This is a genomic window from Colwellia sp., from assembly GCF_013215345.1.
In the GTDB taxonomy this organism is placed as follows: Bacteria; Pseudomonadota; Gammaproteobacteria; order Enterobacterales; family Alteromonadaceae; genus Colwellia.
Window position 1 is genome coordinate 1 of sequence record NZ_JABSOV010000059.1, and the last position, 25,915, is coordinate 25,915.

Consider the following 25,915-nt stretch of genomic DNA (forward strand, 5'->3'; position numbering starts at 1 on the left):
GCTGATTTTCAATTAATGTGACATAAAGAACTCTAACGTCACTTAGTAGTTTTTGTTAATGTTACAGCACTCACCTGTATTGGAGCAGCCATCACCGTATTAGTTGTTGTTACACCGCCATAACGCAGCGTATGGGGCTGGTTTATTGGCATGCCCACAATTAACGTAGAGAGACTACTGACAAGTAAGAGTCGCCCGTCATGGCCCGGAAAAACTTCGTGCGGATAATCACGCGCAAACAGACTCTGGACTATGTAACTGTTAGCCCCTATTTGCTGCTTAACTACTGGTATGAATGGTGCGTTTCTCCCATACCGTGTCTTAACTTCTGAACTCCAACCAATATCATCAGGGCTATCTATAACCTTGTCAAAAAAGTCATCATAAGTAAATTAACTAGGACACTCATTGTTAAATCTTCCTCAATAAAGACAATACCACAAGCTAAAGCTCGTTAAACCCCGCTCAGCGAATCATAAGCAGCCAAACGCAAAAAGGCCGATACATTATGTATCGGCCTTTTATTTATTAATTAAATCTAGTGGTGCGGATGGGGGGACTTGAACCCCCACGACCTAAGTCACCAGCCCCTCAAGCTGGCGCGTCTACCAATTCCGCCACATCCGCGCAGTACTAGATTTTTAAACTTTTTTGCTTTTAACTAAGTTGAGGCTTAGCTAAAATTAATCTGGAACGTTGCTATCTTCTTCTTTCTTAGCAGCGCCGTCAGATGATGCAGGAACATCGCTGTTTTGTGCAGCTGGTAATGTAGTTGCTTCAAGGCTTTCACCAGGAATTGCATCCATAGCTTGTTCAGCCGGAACGCTTAGGTTATTCCACTCATCAACCGCTTTGGTTTTGTTAGCGGTTAAGTTACCTAAGATCAAGCTGATAGCAAAGAATGCTACAGCTAAATACGTTGTTGCCGAAGTTAGGAAGTTACCAGAACCACCTGAACCAAATACAGTGGCAGAAGAGCCGGCACCAAAAGATGCGCCCATGTCTGCGCCTTTACCTTGTTGAATTAATACTAATCCAATTAAGGCTAAAGCAATAAGTACGTAAACGATAATTAATACTTGATACAACATTTCTATCTTCCTTTCGCTGCGGAACAAATAATTTTAAATTGTTCGGCTTTTAAACTAGCTCCACCAATAAGACCACCGTCTATATCAGCTTGTGCAAATAATTCTTCACAGTTAGCTGCGTTAACGCTGCCACCGTAGAGTAAAGGTATTTTAGCCGCCACTTGCTCGTTTTGCTGAGCTAAAAATTGACGAATAAACTGATGTGTTTCTTGTGCCATCGCACTTGATGCTGTTTTCCCTGTACCTATCGCCCAAACTGGCTCATACGCGATAACAACATCATTAAATTTCTCTATGCCAATTTCATCGATAACTGGCTGAATCTGTGCTGATAACACAGTTTCTGTTTCTCCGGTTGCTCGTTCTGCTTCGCTTTCACCAATACATAAGATAGGTGTTAAGCCGGCATTTAATGCCGCATGAACTTTCTTAGCAACTTGAGTAGACGTTTCTTTATAGAAACTTCTACGTTCAGAGTGACCAACTATTACATAGCTAATCGCTAAGTTTTGCAACATAGCAGTGGATATTTCACCTGTGAAGGCTCCACTTTCGTGTTCACTTACATTTTGTGAGCCAACATGAATCGCTTCATTTAAGTTAGCTGCTTTTATTTTCTGAGCTAACTCAGATAAATATAGGAAGCTAGGACAGATAACTACATCAACGTGTGAAGATAGTTTAACATCTGCTAACCCTGAAACCATAGTATCAACTAGGGCTGAGTCACCGTTCATTTTCCAATTTGCGGCTACAATTGCTTGTCTAGTCATTTATACCTCTTAGCCTAGGTTATTATCTTATCACTTCAGTTAAATTTAAAATGCAGTGATTGCTAAAATGAAGCCGCGAGATAGTAACTAACCTGCGCAAAAGATACAAGTATTTCACACAATAACTTTTACTGGTTGCAGGTTTTTTATACTTACTTAGCAATATGCACAAGAAATAACGTATTTCTTTATGCACAATGGCATAACACGGTATTTTGCACAATCTGATTTGAACTTGCGCTTTACTCTTTCAATGCCACTTTAAGTCTAAATTTAAGAGACTTAAAGTCGGGTTGAAAGAGTAAGGTTTAAGAGCAGTACTATTTAACCAGTTTTACAAAATCAGCAATTTTATTAGCTAACAAAGTAACTTCATCCATATCTGGACCTTCAACCATAACGCGAATTAATGGCTCAGTACCTGATTTACGTAATAACACCCGACCACGACCGGTTAATGTTTCATTAACTTCATCTACCGCAGCAAGTACTTTAGCATCTTCTAATGGATTGTTCTCACCAGCAAAGCGCACATTAACCAGCAGTTGTGGCAACATAGTAAGGCCTTGGCGTAATTCATGTAACGTTTTTTCTTGCTTAGTTACTGCAGTAAGCACATTAAGCGCTGCAATGATGCCATCACCGGTAGAGGTGTGGTTAAGGTTGATAACATGGCCAGAGTTTTCAGCGCCTAGTTGCCAGCCTTTCTTTTTTAGTAATTCCATTACGTGGCGATCACCAACATTACTGCGGGCGAATTCGATATTTAATTCTTTTAAAGCGAGCTCTAAACCCATGTTACTCATTAAAGTACCAACAACACCGCCCTCTTTACGACCGGTTTTTAAGTCGTTACACGCGATGATATAGATAATTTCATCGCCATCAAGAACATAACCAGTATGATCAACCATCATAATACGGTCACCATCACCATCTAGCGCAATACCTAAATCGGCTTTGTGCTCAACAACAGCTTTGCTGATTGCGTCCATAGAGGTAGCACCACAATCTTTATTGATATTAAAACCGTCAGGTGATGTGCCAATTTCGATAACCGTAGCACCTAATTCACGAAATACATTTGGCGCTATGTGGTACGTTGCGCCATTGGCACAATCAACCACTATGGTTAAATCTTTTAATGAAATTCGACTTGGGAAGTTACTTTTACAAAATTCAATGTAACGCCCTGCTGCATCGTTGATACGCGTGGCTTTACCTAACTCTGCTGATTCAACACAACCCATTGGGTTATCTAGCTCTGCTTCGATGGCTAATTCAACATCGTCAGGCAGTTTTTCACCTGATTGCGAGAAGAATTTAATGCCGTTATCATAAAATGGATTGTGCGAGGCACTGATAACAATACCGGCTTCGGCTCTAAATGTTTTGGTTAAATAAGCGATACCTGGGGTTGGCATAGGGCCAAGTAGACCTATGTCTACTCCCGCTGCAGAAAATCCCGCTTCAAGGGCAGATTCAAGCATGTAACCCGAAATGCGGGTATCTTTACCTATTAAAACTTTTTTGGTTCCCTGTGCCGCTAAAACCTTACCGGCGGCGTAACCTAACCTCATGACAAATTCAGGGCTAATTGGGTGTTGGCCGACTAAACCACGGATACCATCGGTGCCAAAATATTTACGATCAGACATAGTTTTTCCTTATATACTTTACTCAATAGCAGCTTTACTTCACTGCTAGCTTTGTTAGTTTTACTAACTTAAATATGATATTGCTAACATTGGTTTGTTCATACTGACAGTAGCAATTACTGGTATTTAACTGTCATGGCTAAGACTTTTAGAGCGTCAACTGTTTCTTTCACGTCATGTACCCGAATAATGCTCACATTTTTCTGTGCGGCTATTATAGCGGTAGTTAAACTACCTGCAAGGCGTTCATCGACCTTACGCGCTAATAAGTTACCTATCATTGATTTTCTCGATGTACCTGAAAGTAAAGGTAAACCTAAGTCACTAAACTGATGTAACTGAGCCAGTAACTGATAGTTTTGCTCGAGAGTTTTACCAAAGCCAAAACCGGGATCTAAAATTAACCGTTCTCGTTTGATACCTGCCTGCTCACAAACATTAATACGCTCGATGAAAAACTGCTTAATATCACCAATCACTTCATCGTAGTGCGGATTTTCTTGCATTGAACGCGGTAAGCCCTGCATATGCATTAAACATACAGGTACATTACTCTGTGCTAGTACAGCTAAACAACCCTCATTTTGTAATGCGCGTACATCATTAATAATATCAGCGCCATGAGCGATAGCTTGTGCCATCACCTCGGCTTTGCTGGTATCAATTGATACCTTGATAGTAAAGTTTGCTTTAATCGCTTTAAGCAGAGGGATAACGCGTGTCAACTCATCAGCTTCACTGACATCAACCGCACCTGGACGGGTCGATTCACCACCGATATCGATAATATCAGCACCGTCGCTAATCATCTGTGCAACTTGTGCCAGTGCTTTATCAAAGCTGGCAAACTTACCACCATCAGAAAATGAGTCAGGGGTTACATTTAAAATCCCCATGACTTCTGGCTGACTACCGATATTTGACTTATCTGCGCTGTTTATTAAGGATTTATCTTGTGTCATTTAATAATCTTTGATGTTAGTAATATAAGTAATTTCTACATATAAAAAAGCCTCGCTATTTGAAGTAAATATCGAGGCTTTATGTATTACCAATAGGTGTTAACTCGCTGGAGTATCACCACTTGGTTTGCTAGTGTCCGGCTTTACTGGGCTAGCTTGTTCTTTTTCTTTAGCTTGCTCAGGCTCTTCACTACTTACTTCTTGCTCTGTAGTGGTATCACCATTGCCGTTCTTTTTGTTTGATTTAGAGTTATCTTTATCATCCCAATCTGCTGGTGGACGAACTGTAGTTCTCGCCATCAAGTCATCGATTTGTAAAGCATCAATAGTTTCATACTTCATCAAACAATCTTTCATCGCATGAAGAATATCAACATTATCTTTGATTAATGTTTCCGCACGTTGATAGTTACGATTAATTAATGCCTTGATCTCTTCATCAATCAATTTAGCGGTTTCTTCTGACATATGTAATGACTTAGCAGAAGAACGGCCTAAGAAAACTTCGCCTTCTTCTTCAGCAAACAACATAGGTCCTAGCTTTTCAGATAAGCCCCATTGCGTAACCATTTTACGAGCAATATTGGTTGCACGTTCTATGTCGTTTGAAGCGCCAGTAGAAACTTTATCACTACCGTAAATAACTTCCTCGGCAATACGTCCGCCGTATAAAGAAGAAATATTGCTTTCTAAATGCTGCTTAGAATGACTGAATCTGTCTTGCTCTGGTAAGTACATAGTTACACCAAGGGCACGGCCACGAGGAATAATACTTACTTTATAAACAGGGTCATGATCTGGTACCAAACGACCAATTAAGGCATGTCCAGCTTCATGGTATGCAGTCATTTCTTTTTCTGACTCATTCATCACCATAGACTTACGTTCTGAGCCCATCATGATTTTATCTTTAGCCTGATCAAACTCTTTCATGCCAACTACGCGAAGTGCGGCACGTGCAGCGCCTAAAGCAGCTTCGTTAACAAGGTTGGCTAAATCTGCACCTGAGAAACCAGGCGTACCACGGGCAATTACGGATGCTTTAACATCATCACCTAACGGCACTTTACGCATATGTACTTTAAGTATTTGTTCACGACCACGAATATCAGGTAGACCAACAGTTACTTGACGATCAAAACGACCTGGACGAAGTAACGCAGGATCTAATACGTCTGGACGGTTAGTCGCGGCAATAACAATAACACCTTCATTACCTTCAAAACCATCCATTTCCACTAACATTTGGTTTAGTGTTTGTTCACGCTCATCGTGTCCACCCCCCATGCCGGCACCACGTTGGCGACCAACAGCATCGATTTCATCGATAAAGATGATACAAGGAGCCGCTTTTTTAGCTTGTTCGAACATGTCACGTACACGAGAAGCACCAACACCAACAAACATTTCAACAAAATCAGAGCCGGAAATAGTAAAGAATGGTACTTTTGCTTCACCAGCAATGGCTTTAGCAAGTAGGGTTTTACCTGTACCTGGCTGACCTACGAGTAAGATACCTGATGGAATTCTGCCACCAAGTTTTTGAAAGCGATCAGGTTCTCTTAAGTAATCAACCAGCTCTTCAACTTCTGCTTTGGCTTCATCACAACCAGCAACATCAGCGAAAGTCGTTTTAATTTGCTCTTCGCTTAATTGACGGGCTTTAGATTTACCAAATGACATAGCGCCTTTACCGCCGCCACCTTGCATTTGACGCATGAAGAAAATCCACACACCAATCAATAGGATCATTGGGAACCAAGAAACAAAAATAGTCGTTAAGAAGCTCGTTTCTTCTGGTAATTTACCTTGGGCACGTACGCCTTGTTTAACTAAGTCGTTTATTAAATCACGGTCATAGCCACCAGGGATAACGGTTTTGTATTCTTCACCGCTACGCTTTTCTCCAGTGATTACGCCATTTCTATCGACATTCGCATCACGAATTTGTCCTTGACGTACATCCTTAATAAAGCGGGTGTAATCCATTTGTTGCTCTTGTTCAGTATTCGGAGTAAAACTCTGAAATACACTCATCAAAACAACTGCTATAACTAACCATAAAATTAGATTTTTCGCCATATCGCTCAACTTAATGACCTCTTGTGGTGCTTGGTAAATTTATAAAAATAGAACCGTAATAATATTAGTTACAGTTATGGTGCTTAATCTACTACAATTCAAGGCTTGTCGCTATTTAACTTTAGCCGTGTGTAACAACTAGTTACATTAAACAGATGAAACATTTAAATTGCTAACCGGCTAGTGTAAAGCAGTATAGAGTCATAGGAAGGACAGCCTGAGGTAAGAACTCTCAATGCGGCTTAGCCCTTAAATTTCACTATACGGCAATGAACAGCCTTTAACTTCATAAAACTAATTAGCCCTTGTAGCCCGTGCCGACCAGATAAACTTCTCTTGAACGTGCTCTTGATGACTCCGGCTTACGGGTTTTAACCGTTTTAAATACTGCGCGTGTCGCTTTCATGTAATCTTCAAAACCCGCACCTTGGAAAACTTTTACTACAAAGGCGCCATTAGGTTTTAAAACTTCACTACACATCTCTAATGCTAACTCAACTAGGTACATGCTGCGGGCTGAATCTGCACTTTCATTGCCGGTCATGTTCGCCGCCATGTCAGACATAACCACGTCAATATTCTTGCCATTGATTCGATTTAATAAGGCATCGAGTACCTCTTCTTCTCTAAAGTCACCTTCGAGAAAATCAACACCGGAGATGGCATCCATTGGTAAGATATCACAAGCAATAACCTGGCCTTTATCACCCACCACTTTCACTGCATATTCAGACCAACCACCTGGCGCTGCACCCAAATCAACCACTTTCATACCGGGTTTGATCAATTTATCTTTTAAATTAATTTCTTCCAATTTAAAAACCGCACGTGAACGTAAGCCTAGACGTTTTGCTTTTTTTACGAATTCATCATCAAAGTGCTCGTCTAACCAACGCTGACTACTCGCTTTGTGCTTTTTATTTACTGGTTTTTTCTTACTTACGTTCATTCTTTTCTCATAAATAGCTTAACTATTAGTATTATATCATTCTGCCAAGGACGTTGCATGAATGTAGCTCATTAAATATTCTGCAACAATGTTCCTGAGAATATCCCCCTGAATTACGATTATCTTCTATCAATGCATTGCCTCTAAGCATTTTAATTATCGCTGAGTAGGAAAAAATTTAATAGACTTGGTATTAGTCTGTAGATAAGGGTAAAATGACGGTAATTCAAGGCAACAGATAACGAAATTTAGTAATGAGCTTAAACAAAAAACAAATTCAGCACCTTAAAGGTGTTGCACACCCTCTTAAACCAGTAGTTTTATTGGGTAATAATGGCTTAACAGAAGCTGTAGTTGCTGAGATTGATTATGCACTTAATCACCATGAGCTAATCAAGGTAAAAATCCCCACAGAAGATAAAGAGACTAAAGCATTAATCGTTGAAGCTATATGTCGTGAAACAAAGTCGACTCAAGTCCAAGTGATTGGTAAAACCTTAGTTATTTACCGTGAAAGTGCTGAAAAGAAAATTAGAATCCCTAAGAGCTAATTTTACTTTTGCTTTGCTAACTATTGATAAGATGAATAGTTCTAAAATGACAGCCATGGCTGTCATTTTTTATGTGTAGAAAATATATTAATTCATTGGCCAATATTATTACTTTTCTTTAGTATCAGGCTTATACCAAACGGAATTAATAAATCGACCAACTTAGAACTTCAGTAGCGAGCTTAGAACAAACAAAATGAGTTAAACATAGTTATTCTATATTTCATTCATTTTGTGAAGTTATCAGTTTGCTACTGAACTCCCGAAGGGCGAATTTAAAAGGCATATATGCGGCGTTATTAATTTTGACAAGGGAATAACCATTCTCTTTAATCAATGCCTTGCCTCTAAGCCTTTTAATTCTCGCTAAGTGATCGATTAATCAGTCCGATTGGTATTTTTGCCTTGCTCTTCACCCTCGACCAGAGAAGTGACTACTTTTTGCGTCAATTTAACTCGCCCTGAATCAATCAAGGCTTTTCTTAATACATATTCAATTTGAGCATTAACGCTGCGCAGTTCATCATCTGACCAACGCTGCATTGCCGCCAAAACATCTGGGTTTATCCTAAGTGGGAAGCTTTTTTTAGCAGCCACTGCTACCTCCAAAATTTAACAAGTACAAAAAATAAGTAAACAAAAGTAAAACCCTAAGCACTAGACTCCCGACAAAACACTTCGGAGTGACGGTAACTAATAGTTCTGTTTAGTAACCTACGGGAGTGATAAAAACCCTGGGTTATATTTTAATACAAACTACCAGTGTTCACTACCGGTTGTGTGCTTTTATCACTACATAAGACCACCAGTAAATTACTGACCATTGCGGCTTTACGCTCTTCATCTAATTCAACAATACCTTTCTCTGATAACTGTTGAAGTGCCATTTCAACCATGCCAACTGCGCCGTCAACGATAAGTCTTCGTGCTGCAATTATTGCCGATGCTTGTTGCCTTTGCAACATTGCATGAGCAATTTCAGGGGCATAAGCTAGGTGGCTGATACGAGCTTCGTGCACTTTTACACCCGCTTTTTCCAAACGTTGTTGTATCTCTATCTTTAAGGCTTCTGAGACTTCTTGTGGATGACTCCGTAAAGCGACATCATCACCATCATGTTGATCATAAGGGTAACTAACCGCCATATTACGTAAGGCTGACTCACTTTGTATATTTACAAAGCTAATATAGTCATCTACTTCAAAAACTGCCTCAGCGGTATCATCAACCGACCAAACTACCACAGTAGCTATTTCAATCGGGTTGCCATAACTATCGTTCACCTTCATTTGATTGGATTCAAAATTACGAATTCTTAGGGAAATATTTTTACGTATAAACAATGGGATAGTCCAACGTAAACCGCCTGCTTTTACGGTACCAACATAGCTACCAAAGAAAGTCATTACTTTCGCTTGGTTTGGCTGCACCATAAAAAAACCAGGCATTGCTGCGACCATAAGTATAAATACCAGCACTGTCACCATTTCTATATTAGCTGCCGCTGCCTGACTAACAATAAACACTGCTGCAGCTAACAAGATAGTAAAAACAACATAACCACTAATCGAAAAACCTATTTTCTCATTCATACGAACTCCTTTTAAAACATAAACCCAACACATAAGTGATATCACTTTGACATCAAAAAGACTACTACTATAATATTAAATTTGCAAGTTTACTTAGCGCTAAGCAATGAAGTAACTAGCCAAAGTTTACTTTTATTGAGGCTGTTTTTTGCGAAACCTGTTAATGAGCAGGCATAAAAAAGCCGCAAACATTACATTTGCGGCTTTTACCTAAACACTTAGTGCAAGACGTGCGGCAGAAAACTCTGCAACAACTACTTACAGTTAGGTGTCTTTAGATATGTTCAACAGAGATGATTTCATACTCAACTACGCCACCAGGAATAGTTATTTCAATTTCACTATCAACTTCTTTGCCAATCAAACCACGAGCAATAGGGGAGTTAAGAGAAATCCTTCCGGTTTTAAAGTCAGCTTCATCATCACCAACAATCTGGTAAGTCACTTCAACTTCAGTTTCAATATTTAACAATTTAACTGTAGTTCCGAAAATAACTTTGCCGCGGTTAGGAATTGACGTTACATCAATCACTTGGGCATTACATAATCGGCCTTCAATGTCTTGGATACGACCTTCACAAAAGCCCTGCTCTTCTTTAGCAGCATGGTATTCAGCATTTTCTTTTAAATCGCCGTGCTCACGTGCTGTAGCAATGTCTTTTACAATACGTGGGCGTTTCTCTTGTTTTAAGATTTTAAGCTCTGCTTGTAATTGCTCAGCACCACGAACGGTCATTGGATATTTAGTCATTATTATCTTCTCATTCTAACAATAAAGGTGGTCAACCTATAAATAGGAGATAACCACCTTTAAAAAAGTTTTAGATAAGCGTTAAACTTATTCTGTAAAAAAACTATTTAGAGTCTTTTGTGTAACTCTTGAATAGAGGTGACTTTATTTCTGTCATCAGCAGCATGTGACATACAAGTAGCAAAAGCCGCGTTTAAAGTTGTGGTATAAGCTACTTTATAACGTAAGGCACCACCACGTAATACTTTGGAATCTTCAATGGCTTTACGGCCTTCCGTAGTATTGATGATATAACTGTACTCACTATTCTTAATTCTATCAAGAATATGTGGACGCCCTTCATGCACTTTATTAACACGACGAACCGGTACACCCGCTTCTCGTAAAATAAGTTCTGTACCATGAGTTGCATCTAAATCATAACCTAAATCAACCATGATTTTAGCTAATTCTAATACACGTTTCTTATCACTATCACGCACAGAAATTAACGCTCGACCTGTCTTAGGTACACTAACACCGGCACCTAAACTAGCTTTAGCATAAGCTTCTTCAAAGGTATCGCCAACGCCCATCACTTCACCCGTTGAGCGCATTTCAGGGCCAACAAGAGGATCACTACCAAGGAACTTGTTAAATGGAATAACCACTTCTTTTACCGAGTAGTACGGTGGAATGACTTCTTCGGTAACACCTAACTCTTTTAAGGTTTTACCCGCCATTACCCGTGCGCCAATTTTAGCTAGCGGTACAGCGGTTGCTTTAGAGACAAAAGGAACGGTACGAGCGGCACGTGGGTTAACTTCAATTAAGTAAACCTTGCCGTCTTTAACTGCCATTTGTGTATTCATTAAACCAACAACACCTAGCTCAAAAGCAAGAGCGGTGACTTGCTCACGCATCACATCTTGAATTTCTTGGCTTAAACTATAAGCAGGTAATGAACAGGCACTATCACCTGAATGAACACCCGCTTGTTCAATATGTTGCATGATTGCGCCAATGACTACGTCGGTGCCGTCACAAATTAAGTCAATATCAACTTCTATCGCATCATCTAAGAAGCGATCAAGTAATACTGGCGAGTCGTTAGAAACACTTACGGCTTCAGTCATATAACGACGTAAATCATCTAGGTCATAAACGATTTCCATCGCGCGACCACCCAGTACATAAGATGGACGAACAACTAATGGGAAACCAATACCTTCAGCTTTTGCCATCGCTTCTTCTACTGAAGTCACTGTGGCATTTTCAGGTTGTAATAAACCTAAACGGTCAACCGCTTGTTGGAAACGTTCTCTGTCTTCTGCTCTGTCAATCGCATCTGGAGAAGTACCGATAATTGGTACACCAGCATCTTCTAAAGCGCGTGCTAATTTAAGTGGTGTTTGACCACCGTATTGCACAATAACACCGACAGGTTTTTCAATACGCACTATTTCAAGTACATCTTCAAAGGTAATCGATTCAAAATATAAACGGTCTGAAGTATCGTAATCGGTAGAAACCGTTTCAGGGTTACAGTTAACCATGATGGTTTCAAAACCGTCTTCACGAAGCGCTAATGCTGCATGTACACAACAGTAATCAAACTCAATACCTTGACCAATACGGTTAGGGCCGCCACCTAAGATCATGATTTTTTTATTATCTGTAGGGTTAGCTTCACACTCTTCATCATAGGTTGAGTACATGTAAGCAGTATCAGAGCTAAACTCTGCCGCACAAGTATCAACACGTTTGTAGACTGGGAATATTTCTGCATTGTGACGCTTTTTACGTACTTCAGCTTCAGAAACACCAATCAGGTCAGATAAACGAGAATCAGCAAAACCTTTACGCTTAAGTTTACGTAAGTATTCTGGTGTTAAAATAGTTAAGCCGCCATCAGCAACTTTAGCTTCTTCTAAAATGATGTCTTCTATTTGTACTAGGAACCAGCGGTCAACCATAGTTAAGTTAAAGACTTCATCTACCGTTAAACCTAAACGGAAAGCATCACCTATATACCAAATACGGTCGGAGCCTGCTTCTTGCAATTCATGCATGATTTTGGTTTTAGCGCCTGGCTGGGTAACATCAACAATCGAATCAAAGCCATTTACGCCAACTTCTAGGCCGCGTAAAGCTTTTTGTAATGACTCTTGTTGGTTACGGCCAATAGCCATCACTTCACCAACCGATTTCATTTGCGTAGTTAGTCTATCATCTGCGCCAGCAAATTTTTCAAAGTTAAAACGTGGAATCTTAGTAACAACATAATCGATAGTTGGCTCAAATGATGCTGGTGTTTTTCCGCCAGTAATATCATTTGTTAATTCATCAAGGGTATAACCTACCGCTAACTTAGCCGCTATTTTAGCAATTGGGAAACCTGTTGCTTTAGACGCTAATGCCGATGAACGAGATACACGTGGGTTCATTTCAATGATAACCATACGACCCGTATCTGGACAGATACCAAATTGTACGTTTGAGCCACCTGTTTCAACACCAATTTCACGCAGCACTGCCAATGAGGCATTACGCATGATTTGATATTCTTTATCAGTCAAAGTTTGTGCAGGTGCAACGGTAATTGAATCACCCGTATGAATACCCATAGGGTCAAAGTTTTCAATCGAACAAATAATGATACAGTTATCATTTTTGTCGCGAACCACTTCCATTTCATACTCTTTCCAACCAATTAATGATTCATCAATCAGTAATTCTGTGGTTGGTGAAAGGTCTAAACCGCGCGTACAAATTTCATCAAATTCTTCGGTGTTATAAGCAATACCGCCACCTGAGCCACCCATGGTGAATGATGGGCGAATAATACACGGGAAACCTAAATGCTTAACTGCCGCATGTGCTTCTTCTAGTGTATGAACAATTTCAGCACGTGGTGTATCAAGGCCAATCGCTTTCATCGCTTTATCAAAACGACTACGGTTCTCTGCTTTATCAATGGCATCAGCGGTTGCGCCGATCATTTCAACATTAAACTCTTTTAATACGCCTTTAGCTTCTAGTTCTAACGCACAGTTTAATGCGGTTTGACCGCCCATTGTTGGTAATACCGCACAAGGACGTTCTTTTTCAATAATTTTACGTACCACTTCCCAATGAATGGGCTCGATGTAAGTTGCATCGGCCATCTCTGGGTCAGTCATTATCGTTGCCGGGTTAGAGTTAACTAAAATAACTCGATAACCTTCTTCACGTAATGCTTTACATGCTTGCGCGCCAGAGTAATCGAACTCACAGGCTTGACCAATAACAATTGGTCCAGCACCTAAGATCAAGATACTTTTTATATCAGTACGTTTTCCCATTTCTTTTCTCTCTTATCTTTCTCTAGGCTGAATTATTTAGCGTTTTTATAAATTTTGATCAAATCAATAAAGTGATCAAATAACGGCGCAGCATCAGTTGGACCAGGGCTTGCTTCAGGATGACCTTGGAAGCTAAACGCTGGTTTGTCTGTGCGATGAATACCTTGTAAAGAATCATCAAATAGTGATTTATGGGTAACTGTTAAGTTGCTTGGCAAGGTATCTTCATCAACAGCGAAACCGTGGTTTTGTGAAGTAATCATTACTACGTCACGAGCGAAGTCTTTCACTGGGTGGTTTGCACCATGATGACCAAACTTCATTTTAACTGTTTTAGCACCACTGGCTAAACCAAGTAATTGGTGACCTAAACAAATACCAAATACTGGAATTTCTGTTTCAAGGAATTCTTTAATGGCCGTGATAGCGTAATCACATGGCTCTGGGTCACCAGGTCCATTAGATAAGAAAATACCATCTGGATTCATCGCTAGTACTTCACTTGCCGGAGTTTGCGCAGGTACCACAGTTAATTTACAACCACGGTCAACTAACATACGTAAGATATTTCTTTTTGCGCCAAAATCATAAGCAACAACATGGAATTCAAATTTCTCTGGTTTGGTAAAACCTGTGCCTGTGTTAGCACCATTGCTTAAGTCAAGAGTCCAACTACCTTCAGTCCACTCATACTTTTCTTTAGTAGAAACTACTTTAGCTAAATCCATGCCTTTAAGACCTGGAAATGCTTTTGCTTGGCTAAGCGCAGTTGCTTGCTGACTATCATCGTTAACATCATCAAGTGTTAAGATACAGCCATTTTGAGCACCTTTCTCACGTAAAATACGCGTTAATTTACGGGTATCAATATCAGCGATACCTAAGATGTTGTTAGCAATTAAATAATCACTTAAATTCTGTTCATTTCGAAAGTTACTAGCCATTAAAGGCAAGTCGCGAATAACTAAACCTTTAGCAACAATGCTATCAGATTCTTTATCTTCGCTATTAGTACCAGTATTACCAATATGTGGGTAAGTCAGGGTAATAATTTGCTCTGCATATGATGGATCGGTAAGAATTTCCTGATAACCTGTCATCGAGGTGTTAAAAACTACCTCACCAACAGCCGAACCTTGTGCACCAATTGCGGTGCCTTTAAAAACAGTGCCGTCTTCAAGCACTAAAATAGCAGATGTAGCCAATGTAACCTCCAAAGAAGAAATAAACGTAAACGCGCATATAACAGCAACTGCTCTGTGCAATTGCTTTTTACTGTAGTTCCCGTACAAAAACAGATATCAAAAACCACTTTTCAGCTAAATTTTTGACAAAATCCACTTATTTTACGCTTGTGCAGTGAATTCGTCTACTAATAAAGTGTAAAAACATAGCTTTTCTAGTCTTCCGTATCATTTCCTGACCAAATGGCCAAAAAGACTAGTTATCTATTGTTAAAATTAACCAATACTTAGGTATTAATTTTAATCTTTTAAACCCAATACATCTTGCATATCATAATAGCCGGCTTCAGCATCATTTAACCAAAATGCTGCACGCATAGCGCCTAGTGCAAATGTCATTCGAGAGCTGGCTTTATGAGTAATTTCAAGACGTTCACCTAAATCGGCAAAAATTGCGGTATGTTCACCAACAATATCGCCGGCTCTAACGGTGGCAAAACCAATAGTTTCTCTGTCTCTTTCTCCGGTAATACCTTCACGGCCATAAACAGCAACTTTGTTAAGATCTCGCCCTAAGGTATCAGCAATCACTTGTCCCATTTTTACCGCGGTACCTGAAGGTGCATCTTTTTTAAATCTGTGGTGCGCCTCAAAAATTTCTATATCAGTATAGTCGCCAATTGCTTTTGCAGTAACTTGCAGTAACTTAAACATTAAATTAACGCCAACTGATGTATTGGGCGCTAATATCACTGGCATAGTTTTACCCGCTTGTTTTATCACTTGTACTTGTTTGTCTGAAAACCCGGTAGTACCGATAACTAAAGCTTTTTTGTTTTCATTACACCAAGTCAGATTTTCTAGAGTCGTTTCTATCGAGGTAAAATCAATAAAAACATCGGCTGCAGCCAATTGCGATAATTGGGTTGAGGTTTTAATGCCAATGGCGCCAATGCCCGCTAACTCCCCTAAATCAAAATCGACAAAAGATGAACTAGTACGTACGCTACCACCAACTAATTCAATACTGGTGTGCTCGTGAGCTGCCTGAATTAAATTACGGCCCATACGACCACTACAACCTAAAATAGCTACTTTAACTTTCATATTATTCTCTATTGTTATTCTGATATTAATATTAGGATTACTGCGGAAAACCGCCGATTAATGTCTACTAAAATTTGTTTATGATTAGGAACACTTAAGTCTCTATTGCTTAGCAATCATCACGCTTTATTTATCGCAGTAAAGTTAAACTACACTGCTCTACCAACAAAGTGACTCTGTTAATGTTAATGAACTATCTAAGTCATGGGAAATAACATTAATTATGCTTAATACCCCATCAACATCCAACACGTGGTAAATGGCAGTAAAGTCGGCAAAAATTTGCCCATCGCCATCAATAAAGTCCCAATCTATACACACTAAATATACCTGTTTACTTATTTGCTCAAATGACGCTTTCTTGGCGATAACATCACTGGTTTTGGCATCTTTTAGCTGAGTAAAAATAGCGCCAAACTCTTGTTGGCAATCAGACTGATTAGTAAGTAGTACAACTTTATCAGGTGTATTTAGTGTGCATGGTAAGTGATAACAACGGCTTACCCCATCAAGATCACATTGAAGGAAGGCATTTTGATAGTTTTTAAATAGCTCTTTCAACTTGATTCTATGCATTGGATTACTTCTATAAGTTTTAGCTTAAAAAAAAGCCCTCATCGAGGGCTTAATCATTATTGTTTGCTAATTACTTGATGCTTAATAATTCAACATCAAATACTAACGTAGCATAAGCAGGAATAGCACCTTGTGAACCACGTTCACCGTAAGCTAGGTCATAAGGGATAGTTAATTTCCATTTTGAACCTTCAGTCATTAGTTGTAATGCTTCAGTCCAACCAGCGATAACGCCTTTAACTGGAAACTCAGCCGGTTGACCACGTTCAACAGAACTATCAAAAACTTCACCATTGGTAAATGTACCGTGGTAATGAACAGATACAGTGCTGTCAGCAGATGGCTTTTCGCCTTCGCCAGTAGTGATTACTTCATACTGTAAACCAGACTCTGTAACTGTTACTTCATCACGCTTAGCGTTATCAGCTAAGAATTTCTCGCCTTCAGCAGAAGCTTCTTTAGCAGCAGCTTGCTCTTGCTCTTGTATTTTTTTAGAAACTACAGAAAAAGCTTCGTTAAGATCTTCATCAGAAACCTTGCTATCGGCTTCAGCTAATGCATCAGCGATACCTGCTTGTACAGCAGTGATATCAAAATCTTTAAAAGGGTTGTTGCGAAGTTGGTCACCTAATTGACGACCAACACCATAGCTAACACGTTGTTCAGTAGTATCAAAACTCATTGATATAAACTCCAGACTTTAAGTAGTCTTTTAAATGATTAATTTACAGTAAGCTTTTATTATAAAGCGAGGTAAATTAATCGAAGGTTTAAAAATTAGCGAGATTCTAGCATAAAAGCTCTAAAGCGAACAACTTGAAATTACCCTATATCAACGGCTAGCGCTTATATTCTTCGGCTATAGGTTAAGCCATAAGTTAAGGCTTTAGTTACGGGAATTTAAAAAAAGCTAGTGACTTGAAGTCACTAGCTTTTCAAATTAAATACCGTCTAATAATTCAATACTATCCAAGATAAGTATTAAATTAACTATGATGCGTTAACATTTCATCAAACTTGGTAGAGATGCTATCTTCAACTTTAGGCGACAGCTTACTAAATACATAAATAGCTAATGAACAAACAATAAAACCAGGGACTATCTCATACATCCATGCACTTAATGACTGGCCATTAATAGTAATAGGTGCATAGATCCAAATAAGCACAGTGACCGCGCCACTAATAATACCGGCTAAAGCGCCATTTCGTGTCATACCTTTCCAATACAAACAACCAATGACAACCGGGCCAAACGCGGCGCCAAAGCCTGCCCAAGCATTACTTACTAAGCTCAAGATACTGCTATTACGATCGTAAGCTAAATAAATGGCTACCAAGGCAACTAGAAACACAGAGATTCTGCCAACTAGCACCAATTGTTTTTCACTGGCATCACGGTGTAAAAAGGCTTGATAAAAATCGCCAGTAAGTGAACTAGAGGTAACCAGTAGTTGTGAAGAGATGGTGCTCATTATTGCCGCTAAAATGGCAGCTAATAAAAAGCCAGCGATTAACGGGCTAAATAATAACTGTGATAAAACTATAAAAATAGTTTCTGCATCATCAAGTTTTATACCTGTTTTAGCTACATAGGCGATACCGGCAAAACCGGTTGCCATAGCGCCAATAATAGCCACTATCATCCAAGTCATACCAATACGACGCGCGGTTGGCATATCCTTAACGCTGCGAATCGCCATAAAACGCACAATTATATGCGGCTGGCCAAAGTAACCTAGGCCCCAAGCCATGGCAGAGATAATTCCTATAGCACTAACGCCGCTAAAGATATTTAATAACTCAGGGTTTATTGTGGCGACTGTGTTTTGCATTTCGGCTATTCCGCCAACTTCACTTATCGCAACAATAGGCACTAAAACTAAAGCGATAAACATAATACAGCCCTGCACAAAGTCAGTTAAGCTTACCGCTAGAAAACCACCAAACAAGGTATAAGCAACCACTACTCCAGCAGTAACATATAAGCCGACTTCATAATTTAAGCCAAAAGAGCTTTCAAATAGTTTGCCGCCAGCAACAATACCACTTGAGGTATAAAGGGTAAAAAACACCACGATAACCAACGATGATACGATTCTTAATAAGCGCGATTTATCGTTAAAGCGATTTTCAAAGAAATCAGGTAAGGTGATAGAGTCATTGGCTATTTCGGTGTAAGTTCTTAAACGTGGTGCAACCACTAAGTAATTAAGAAATGCGCCAATAACCAAGCCGATGGCAATCCAAATACTACTGACACCGGTAAGGTACATAGCACCGGGTAAACCCATCAACATCCAGCCACTCATATCAGAGGCCCCCGCAGACAGAGCAGCGACACTTGGCGACAAACTACGGCCACCTAACATATAGCCAGCGACATCACTGGTAGATTTTTTATAAGCGTATAAGCCAATTAAGAGCATAACGATGAAGTAGAGTGTTAAAGAGATTAAAGTACCGATAGCCAAAGTGATTACCTGCTAATTGTGAGCTAGTGAGTGATTAAGCTCGCTAAACTAGCAAAAATCACCAAATAAATAAACCTTAGTCGGTTTACTGGTTTTTGCTTTTAAGTTACTGCTAAGGTTAATAACAAGTAAACAAAAAGAAAAATGAAGATGAAAGCGCAAACAAATTAAAAAAAACTAATGCAATAAAATCCGCTATACCATATATTTAATGGTAATTAACCTATAGAGCCTGAGCTAGTTAACGACATATATGAACTTTTACGCTGCAAGACAACCGATTTTAGATAAGAGTAAAAAATTATTTGCTTATGAGTTACTTTTTCGTGACAGCATAGACAATGTATTCCCTGATATAGATGGCGATGAAGCCACTAGTAAAATGATTGAAGCTAGCCAATTCAATATGGGCATTAGTGAGTTTACCGGAAATAAAGCGGCCTTTATCAACTTTACTCTTGAAACCATGGAGAAAGGCTACCCTGAAATGCTTACTCCCGAAGAGGTAGTGGTTGAAATTCTGGAGACTGTTAAACCCGGTAAGAAGTTACTGGCGCTATGTAAAGATTTACATACGAAAGGCTACACTCTGGCGTTAGATGATTATGAACACAAAAACGTTTGGGCACATTTCTACCCTTTTATTAAGATCATCAAAATTGATATTCAACAAAGCAGTATCGATGATATTAAAGAAGTCCTTATTGCCATTAAAGATCATCCTCATATTAAAATGTTAGCTGAAAAAGTAGAAACCTATGAAGAATATGATCAAATGCTGCAACTCGGCTTTGACTACTTCCAAGGTTACTTCTTCGCCAAACCAGAAATGATAAAAACTAAAACGTTATCACCTTCACAAATGGCCATGGCTGAATTACTTTATGAAACGTCCAAAACCGATCTAGATTTAAATAGCATTACCAGCGTATTTGAACGTGATGTATCACTATCTTATAAATTATTACGTTATGCTAACTCAGCAATATTCAAACGCCGTAATGAAATATCTACCATTAAACAAGCGCTGGTTATATTAGGCTCAGGCGAATTAAAACGCTTCATCGGTTTAATGTTTGCGGTTACAGCAAACCCTGATAAACCATCAGAATTAATTAACCTTGCCATGACCAGAGCAAAATTTTGTGAGTTAGTAGCCCATGACATTCACGCACCACTTGATGTTTCAATAGCCTTTTTAACTGGGTTATTATCAATGATTGATGCCATATTAGATGAAGAGATGGCTAGCGTATTAGAAAAACTGCCGCTATCACAGGATATTAAAGATCCACTACTGACTAAAAAAGGCGTTATGGCGGCAATAATTAAGTTGGTTGAGTTTATCGAACAAGCCCAATGGGATAAAACCACCTTGGTTATGGAGAAATTAAAACTCGACAAAGATAAAGTGGTTGAGCATTACAACCAAGCGGTTGCTTGGGCAGATGAACAAACACAACCAGCACCTTAAAAGTAGCACTAAGGGTTTTCATATAATTCAGCACTGTTATTTTAGCTAGGTATTTTATCGATGCGACAAGGCCAACTATTCAATAGTTGGCCTTTATTATTGCCGGCCTTTGAAAAAATCATTTAGCCATCTAAACATCTATATTGACAAGAGAGATTTTGCTTTTATAATGCTGTCATAAACTTATTTTATATAGCTCAATTATGACCAATAAAGATGCCCCCCAAGAAAACATATTTGCCTTACTGCCTTTTGCCGTTTTCTTAGGGCTTTTTCTCGGTACCGGCATTATTCTAACGCTTCAGGGTGTTGATTTTGCTTTTTATCAACTACCAGCAAGCATTGCCATTATCCCCGCCGTTATTGTCTCCATTGGCCTAGGGAAACTATTTTATAAAAGCTCTATCGATAAACAGATTACACAATTTGTCAGTGGCGCAGGTCATGCCAATATAACCACCATGTGCATTATTTATCTACTCGCGGGTGCCTTTGCCGTGGTAGCAAAATCAACGGGTAGTGTTGATGCCAGTGTACAACTTGGCTTAGCCATATTCCCTGATTATCTATTATTACCCGGACTATTCCTAGTCGCCGCTTTCTTATCTACCGCCATGGGCACCTCAATGGGCACCATTGCTGCTATTGCGCCGGTTGCGCTAGGCTTTATTGAAACGGCAAATTTAGATGCGGCATTGGTCGCTGGTTGCTTAGTATCTGGCGCCATTTTTGGTGATAACCTATCCATTATTTCTGATACCACCATTGCATCAACACGCAGCCAAGGTGCGCACATGAAGGATAAATTTCGTGTTAACTTTAAATTTGCTGTTCCTGCTGCGCTTATCTGCTTGGTGATATTTACCGTATTAGGTGGCGAAGTAAACCATGAGTTAAACAGTGAAGCTGCTGTAATTGGTTTAATTCCTTATGTGGTTATTCTGGTACTAGCCTTGATGGGCGTGAATGTTTTTGTGGTATTAACCTTAGGTATAGTTCTAGCGGCAGCCATTGGCATGATTAGCAATGGTTATCAGTTATCTGCTTGGCTAAAAGATATCACAGCAGGTTTCGCCAGCATGCAAGACATCTTTATATTATCGCTATTTATCGGTGGTTTAAGTGAGTTGGTTCGTCAGCAAGGTGGTTTATCCGCGTTAACACGAGTGATAGAAACCCTTGCGAGAAAACTAGCGCCTAATAATAACAAACGGGCGGCAGGTTTGGGTATTGCCGGACTGGCCTTTGTTTGTAATTTCTTTACTGCCAACAACACAGTATCAATTATAGTCACTGGCGATACCGCTAAAAACCTTGCTACTGATGGTGGATTATCCCCGGCTGAGTCAGCCAGTTTGCTCGATATTTTTGCTTGTATTAACCAAGGTATATTACCTTATGGCGCTCAAGCACTATTACTTGGCGCAACGTTACAAATATCACCACTGGCGGTGGCAAGCCATGCCTTTTATCCGATGGTGTTATTTTTTGTTGGCGGTTTTGCATTTTGGCGATTAACCCGTAACAAGACCGCGTAAAGAATAGTTGATGTTTTAGTACTTATTTACTCTTACAACAGCACTAAAACATGATAGCAATGAGCCATTTTAGCTAAAGAAAACCTGAGCATTGAGTGGTGTTAAACGGTATTTTTTATCATACCGCCCTTACCTAGTATTCTATTTATGCTTTATGCATCATTGAACTCATCATGCGGTTTTTAAATATGACGTTGTTTTTGTGCATACATGCCCAAAACAAAGAAAATCACCGTAACACTCGGTAATAAGTACGGAGTAGGTATTTTAGCTAACTGCTGTGCCAAGACACTGGTTAACCAAACCGTTAATAAACCATAACCAAAAGCGCAAACAAGCACAAATACCAAGGTGCGAATGATAAAATGCTGTTTAACAAGTAACTTTTTAATCGCACCATTAATTTCATTACCAAAAATAACCAAAGCCGTAGCAATGAGGGCTAAAGCAGCTTGGTACTGATATGGACGGAACCACTGACCAACGTCTGTTAACGTAGCGATAATGAATGAACTCATACTTGATATTACTTCTCTATTTCTATATTGCTTATCCAAAGGTCTGGTTACTTAGCCATTAAGCCATAACCAATAGATTTATATTGCTACACCGTATTTGCTCAATAGTGCAATCATCTCATCTTCTGTCAGCACGGCAATACCTAAATCCTGCGCTTTAGTTAGTTTAGAGCCAGCTTTATCTCCTGCAACAACAAAATCTGTTTTCTTCGAAACACTGCCGGAAACTTTCGCGCCTAATGATTGCAGCGCTGTTTTTGCCTCAGTTCGGCCCATTTGCGTTAACGTACCGGTAAGAACGAAGATCTGCTCAGCCAGGGGTAACTCTTCAGCTGTCTTTATTTCAATTGTCGGCCAGTTCATCACTGCACTTAACCCTGAAACAATCGCTAGGTTATGCTCTTCTTTAAAGAAGTTAATAATATTCTTAGCAACAATTTCTCCGACATCTGAGACATCTTGTAATGCTTCCAGGGATGCGCTTTCAATTGCCGCTAAGGTATAGAAGTGATTAGCCAAGTTAGCCGCCGTTGCTTCACCCACTTCGCGTATGCCAAGCCCATAAATAAATTTCGCTAAGGTGGTCGTTTTAGCCTTTTCAAGGCCAGCAATTAAATTAGTCGCCGACTTTTTACCCATTCGCTCCATCATACTGACTTGAATCTCGGTCAGCTTGAATAAATCAGCGGGGGTATTAATCAAGTTTTCATCAACAAGCTGTTCAACAAGTTTATCGCCAAGTCCATCAACATCATGGGCTTTTCGCGAAGCAAAGTGTTTGATTGCTTCTTTTCGCTGCGCCGCACAAAAAAGTCCTGCGGTACATCTCAGTACAGCCTCCCCTTCTGGCTTAGCAACCGCAGAGTCACACACAGGACACGTTGTCGGAAAGATGATATCCAGCGCATTATCAGGTCGTTTATCAACAACTACACTAACAATTTGTGGAATAACATCACCGGCACGGCGAATAACGACTGTGTCATTTATTTTCAGCCCTAAGCGTGTTATTTCATCTTGGTTATGTAAAGTGGCATTAGAAACGGTCACGCCACCAACAAAAACAGGTTTTAATCGTGCAACAGGGGTAATTGCACCAGTACGTCCGACTTGAAACTCAACGTCTTCGACACAAGTTAATTCTTCTTCCGCTGGAAATTTATAAGCAATTGCCCAGCGAGGAGCTCGTGCGACAAAACCTAAACGTTTTTGCAGAGCGATATCATCAACTTTAAAAACTGTACCGTCAATTTCATAACTTAAGGCACTACGTTTAGCTAGGATATCTTGATAGAAGGCATCAGCTGCTTGTTCGCTTGCCAGTAAATGCACTTCTGGGCACATAGGTAAACCAAGAGTTTTAAGCTGACACAATCTTTGGTGATGTGAGTTGGCAAAGAACTCATTGGTTAAATCTTTGCTTTCACCATTGTCTGCCGCCAAATCACCAACAAATCCTAAACTATAGGCATAAAAGGCTAAATTACGCTTAGCGGTAATTTTAGAGTCTAGTTGTCGTAAGCTGCCCGCAGCGGCATTACGTGGGTTAGCAAAACCTTTTTCTCCACGTTTTTTAGCAAGTTCATTTAAGGCATTAAAACTTGCTTTAGGCATAAATACCTCACCACGCACTTCAACAACGCTTGGAAAATCTTTACTAGGCACGCCCATAAGTTTAAGAGGAATAGATTTAATGGTGCGAATGTTGGTAGTAATATTTTCGCCAACACTACCATCACCGCGCGTAGCTGCTTGGACTAGTATCCCTTGCTCATATCGTAAACTTACCGCCAAACCATCTAATTTAGGCTCGGCACAAAAAGCCAAAGCTTGATTACTGTTTAATCTATCTTTAACTCGTTTAACAAAGGCATGGAAATCTTCTAAGGAAAAGACATTATCAAGGGAGAGCATTGGCTGCTGATGCGTGACTTGAGTAAAAGACTTTAATGCCTGTCCTCCCACTTTTTGGCTAGGAGAATCAATGGTTTTAAGTTCAGGGTTTGCTGCTTCTAACTCGATTAATGCTGTCATTAATCGGTCATACTCGGCATCAGGTACGCTAGGTTGGTCTAATACATAGTATTCATGACTATATTGATTGATTTGCTGTTGTAGCTGGCTAATTTGCTCTTGTGCATTTGACATAAAATAATTCACTAAGGTTGAATAGTTTTTAATGCGTCTTATCCTTAAGTTGTTAACCAAGAAGCGGCACAAAAAAGGGGGTTATAAGGGACAAAAACGCGTTATAAAGAAAATAAAAACGGGCAAAAGCCCGTTATAACATGTAAGAATGATGATAACCAAGCTAAGTTAGCGGTTACTCCACAAGCGCTATCCGGCTCATACGATCGAACTCTCGTATTTTACTTAAGTAATGTTGCTCAGTTTGTTTAGTCATAACGTTGCGTTTATCATCAAGCACTTGGGCATTAAACTCTTGCGCTAACTGCTTGGCGGCATTGAGCATTTGTTCAAAGACATAAAAAGGGTCACCAGCATTGGGTAAGGTCATAAATAAACTGACGCCGCGGGTGGCAAAACTTTCCATACTATCTAAATCGAATGAACCTGGATTCATGATGTTAGCCAAACTAAAGGTCACTTTACCGTTACCGGCATTGTCTTCATGACGATGAAAAATATTCATTTCGCCATATTTGAGACCTAGGGTCAGTAAACTTGGTAATAATGCTGCACCAAACATTTGCTGATTCGCCGGCATTACCACTGATAATATAATGACTTGTGGCTCTAATTGAGTTGCAACCTTCTTAGGTTCAGCAACTCGTTCGCTTGCCTGATTGTCAAAATCAATTTCCATCTGCTCACGTTTTAATGCCGCTGGCGATGACACTTTGGTAACTTTTTTGATTGGCGTGCGTGCAGGCTTAGCTCGAGTTACCGGTTGCTCATATAAAGGTTCAAAATGAACCGGTGCCTTGGGTGCTACCGGTGTTTTAACAACCCTAGCATTGGCAGTCTTCTTTGTGGGTGTTAACTCGTCACCTAATTCATCTTTAGTAAATTGGCTGTTGCTATCTTCAGGTGAAGCTTCAAAGGGGTCTGCTTGAAAACTTGTCTGAACATCCTCTTTGAACCAGTCATCTTCAAGGCTGCCATCTAATAGCTGAACTGAACTTTGATCAATTTTTTCAGCTTGGCCTTGACTAGTCTGGCCAGCAAGATCACCTAAAACATCTTTTTTAATTAATATTTGGCTTTTAGATAGGTCATCGGGTAGTTGCACACCCGTGGTCAAAATGTGCTCAACAACCTCATCTTCAAGGCTTTTGCTACCATTAGCTA

The 25,915-nt window shown here is 39.7% G+C and carries 21 protein-coding genes and 1 tRNA gene; 3 read left to right on the plus strand and 19 right to left on the minus strand.

What is annotated here, in order from left to right; translation table 11 throughout:
* Nucleotides 1–542: 542 nt before the first annotated feature.
* From HRT50_RS10550 to rlmE, 7 genes are all read right to left on the minus strand, one after another.
* A tRNA-Leu gene (locus HRT50_RS10550) sits at nt 543–627 on the minus strand.
* A gap of 56 nt (nt 628–683) precedes the next feature.
* Entirely contained in the window at nt 684–1,091 is a 408-nt protein-coding gene (gene secG, locus HRT50_RS10555) for a preprotein translocase subunit SecG (RefSeq protein WP_291614166.1), read from the minus strand.
* Nucleotides 1,092–1,093: 2 nt separating this feature from the next.
* Nucleotides 1,094–1,864 carry a triose-phosphate isomerase gene (gene tpiA / locus HRT50_RS10560; RefSeq protein WP_291614168.1) on the minus strand — a complete coding sequence of 257 codons (771 nt, stop codon included), beginning with the start codon at nt 1,862–1,864 and terminating at the stop codon, nt 1,094–1,096.
* Nucleotides 1,865–2,184: 320 nt separating this feature from the next.
* Nucleotides 2,185–3,522, minus strand: a complete 1,338-nt coding sequence (gene glmM / locus HRT50_RS10565) for a phosphoglucosamine mutase (RefSeq protein ID WP_291614170.1) — start codon at nt 3,520–3,522, stop codon at nt 2,185–2,187.
* 116 nt (nt 3,523–3,638) lie between these two features.
* Nucleotides 3,639–4,484: a dihydropteroate synthase gene (gene folP, locus HRT50_RS10570; RefSeq protein WP_291614172.1), complete on the minus strand. Its 846-nt coding sequence runs from the start codon at nt 4,482–4,484 to the stop codon at nt 3,639–3,641.
* A 99-nt stretch (nt 4,485–4,583) separates the two neighbouring features.
* Entirely contained in the window at nt 4,584–6,566 is a 1,983-nt protein-coding gene (ftsH, locus tag HRT50_RS10575; RefSeq protein ID WP_291614174.1) for an ATP-dependent zinc metalloprotease FtsH, read from the minus strand.
* Between the two features lie 298 nt (nt 6,567–6,864).
* The gene (rlmE, locus tag HRT50_RS10580) at nt 6,865–7,515 is read right to left on the minus strand and encodes a 23S rRNA (uridine(2552)-2'-O)-methyltransferase RlmE (RefSeq protein ID WP_291614176.1); all 651 of its coding nucleotides are present in this window, start codon (nt 7,513–7,515) and stop codon (nt 6,865–6,867) included.
* 254 nt (nt 7,516–7,769) lie between these two features.
* On the opposite strand from rlmE, the gene yhbY reads away from it, so the two are divergent.
* Nucleotides 7,770–8,066, plus strand: coding sequence for a ribosome assembly RNA-binding protein YhbY (gene yhbY, locus HRT50_RS10585; RefSeq protein ID WP_291614178.1), 297 nt, complete (start codon nt 7,770–7,772; stop codon nt 8,064–8,066).
* Nucleotides 8,067–8,444: 378 nt separating this feature from the next.
* Here the strand turns inward: yhbY and HRT50_RS10590 are convergent, their stop codons facing one another.
* From HRT50_RS10590 to putP, 9 genes are all read right to left on the minus strand, one after another.
* The gene (locus HRT50_RS10590; RefSeq protein ID WP_291614184.1) at nt 8,445–8,663 is read right to left on the minus strand and encodes a hypothetical protein; all 219 of its coding nucleotides are present in this window, start codon (nt 8,661–8,663) and stop codon (nt 8,445–8,447) included.
* Nucleotides 8,664–8,812: 149 nt separating this feature from the next.
* Nucleotides 8,813–9,658 (minus strand): SPFH domain-containing protein, encoded by an 846-nt coding sequence (locus tag HRT50_RS10595; RefSeq protein ID WP_291614186.1) that lies wholly within the window; start codon nt 9,656–9,658, stop codon nt 8,813–8,815.
* Between the two features lie 274 nt (nt 9,659–9,932).
* Nucleotides 9,933–10,409 (minus strand): transcription elongation factor GreA, encoded by a 477-nt coding sequence (greA, locus tag HRT50_RS10600; protein ID WP_291614188.1) that lies wholly within the window; start codon nt 10,407–10,409, stop codon nt 9,933–9,935.
* A gap of 107 nt (nt 10,410–10,516) precedes the next feature.
* Nucleotides 10,517–13,732, minus strand: coding sequence for a carbamoyl-phosphate synthase large subunit (carB, locus tag HRT50_RS10605; RefSeq protein WP_291614190.1), 3,216 nt, complete (start codon nt 13,730–13,732; stop codon nt 10,517–10,519).
* 32 nt (nt 13,733–13,764) lie between these two features.
* Nucleotides 13,765–14,937 (minus strand): glutamine-hydrolyzing carbamoyl-phosphate synthase small subunit, encoded by a 1,173-nt coding sequence (gene carA / locus HRT50_RS10610; RefSeq protein WP_291614192.1) that lies wholly within the window; start codon nt 14,935–14,937, stop codon nt 13,765–13,767.
* 279 nt (nt 14,938–15,216) lie between these two features.
* The gene (gene dapB / locus HRT50_RS10615) at nt 15,217–16,023 is read right to left on the minus strand and encodes a 4-hydroxy-tetrahydrodipicolinate reductase (RefSeq protein ID WP_291614194.1); all 807 of its coding nucleotides are present in this window, start codon (nt 16,021–16,023) and stop codon (nt 15,217–15,219) included.
* A gap of 159 nt (nt 16,024–16,182) precedes the next feature.
* Nucleotides 16,183–16,599: a hypothetical protein gene (locus HRT50_RS10620; RefSeq protein ID WP_291614196.1), complete on the minus strand. Its 417-nt coding sequence runs from the start codon at nt 16,597–16,599 to the stop codon at nt 16,183–16,185.
* A 70-nt stretch (nt 16,600–16,669) separates the two neighbouring features.
* Complete coding sequence (locus HRT50_RS10625) at nt 16,670–17,287, minus strand: FKBP-type peptidyl-prolyl cis-trans isomerase (protein ID WP_291614210.1); 618 nt, start codon at nt 17,285–17,287, stop codon at nt 16,670–16,672.
* Between the two features lie 298 nt (nt 17,288–17,585).
* Nucleotides 17,586–19,073, minus strand: a complete 1,488-nt coding sequence (gene putP, locus HRT50_RS10630; protein ID WP_291614198.1) for a sodium/proline symporter PutP — start codon at nt 19,071–19,073, stop codon at nt 17,586–17,588.
* 253 nt (nt 19,074–19,326) lie between these two features.
* Between putP and HRT50_RS10635 the strand changes: the two genes are divergently transcribed.
* Nucleotides 19,327–20,547 (plus strand): EAL and HDOD domain-containing protein, encoded by a 1,221-nt coding sequence (locus HRT50_RS10635; RefSeq protein ID WP_291614200.1) that lies wholly within the window; start codon nt 19,327–19,329, stop codon nt 20,545–20,547.
* 203 nt (nt 20,548–20,750) lie between these two features.
* Complete coding sequence (locus HRT50_RS10640) at nt 20,751–22,085, plus strand: Na+/H+ antiporter NhaC family protein (RefSeq protein WP_291614202.1); 1,335 nt, start codon at nt 20,751–20,753, stop codon at nt 22,083–22,085.
* 182 nt (nt 22,086–22,267) lie between these two features.
* On the opposite strand, the gene HRT50_RS10645 is transcribed toward HRT50_RS10640, so the two are convergent.
* The 3 genes from HRT50_RS10645 to zipA form a co-directional block, all read right to left on the minus strand.
* Nucleotides 22,268–22,603: a DUF3392 domain-containing protein gene (locus HRT50_RS10645; protein ID WP_291614204.1), complete on the minus strand. Its 336-nt coding sequence runs from the start codon at nt 22,601–22,603 to the stop codon at nt 22,268–22,270.
* Between the two features lie 78 nt (nt 22,604–22,681).
* A complete protein-coding gene (gene ligA, locus HRT50_RS10650) occupies nt 22,682–24,751 on the minus strand; it encodes an NAD-dependent DNA ligase LigA (RefSeq protein WP_291614206.1) in 2,070 nt (689 codons plus the stop codon).
* Nucleotides 24,752–24,926: 175 nt separating this feature from the next.
* Nucleotides 24,927–25,915 (minus strand): cell division protein ZipA (gene zipA / locus HRT50_RS10655; protein WP_291614208.1); only part of this gene is annotated, 989 nt, incomplete at its 5' end.

Coding starts and splice junctions, on each gene's coding strand:
- HRT50_RS10640 (WP_291614202.1), top strand. CDS start 20,751: ATGACCAATAAAGATGCCCCCCAAGAAAACATATTTGCCTTACTGCCT.
- greA (WP_291614188.1), bottom strand. CDS start 10,409: ATGACTAAATATCCAATGACCGTTCGTGGTGCTGAGCAATTACAAGCA.
- dapB (WP_291614194.1), bottom strand. CDS start 16,023: ATGAAAGTTAAAGTAGCTATTTTAGGTTGTAGTGGTCGTATGGGCCGT.
- secG (WP_291614166.1), bottom strand. CDS start 1,091: ATGTTGTATCAAGTATTAATTATCGTTTACGTACTTATTGCTTTAGCC.
- carB (WP_291614190.1), bottom strand. CDS start 13,732: ATGGGAAAACGTACTGATATAAAAAGTATCTTGATCTTAGGTGCTGGA.
- ftsH (WP_291614174.1), bottom strand. CDS start 6,566: ATGGCGAAAAATCTAATTTTATGGTTAGTTATAGCAGTTGTTTTGATG.
- HRT50_RS10645 (WP_291614204.1), bottom strand. CDS start 22,603: ATGAGTTCATTCATTATCGCTACGTTAACAGACGTTGGTCAGTGGTTC.
- HRT50_RS10635 (WP_291614200.1), top strand. CDS start 19,327: ATGAACTTTTACGCTGCAAGACAACCGATTTTAGATAAGAGTAAAAAA.
- yhbY (WP_291614178.1), top strand. CDS start 7,770: ATGAGCTTAAACAAAAAACAAATTCAGCACCTTAAAGGTGTTGCACAC.
- glmM (WP_291614170.1), bottom strand. CDS start 3,522: ATGTCTGATCGTAAATATTTTGGCACCGATGGTATCCGTGGTTTAGTC.
- HRT50_RS10595 (WP_291614186.1), bottom strand. CDS start 9,658: ATGAATGAGAAAATAGGTTTTTCGATTAGTGGTTATGTTGTTTTTACT.
- rlmE (WP_291614176.1), bottom strand. CDS start 7,515: ATGAACGTAAGTAAGAAAAAACCAGTAAATAAAAAGCACAAAGCGAGT.
- folP (WP_291614172.1), bottom strand. CDS start 4,484: ATGACACAAGATAAATCCTTAATAAACAGCGCAGATAAGTCAAATATC.
- tpiA (WP_291614168.1), bottom strand. CDS start 1,864: ATGACTAGACAAGCAATTGTAGCCGCAAATTGGAAAATGAACGGTGAC.
- HRT50_RS10620 (WP_291614196.1), bottom strand. CDS start 16,599: ATGCATAGAATCAAGTTGAAAGAGCTATTTAAAAACTATCAAAATGCC.
- ligA (WP_291614206.1), bottom strand. CDS start 24,751: ATGTCAAATGCACAAGAGCAAATTAGCCAGCTACAACAGCAAATCAAT.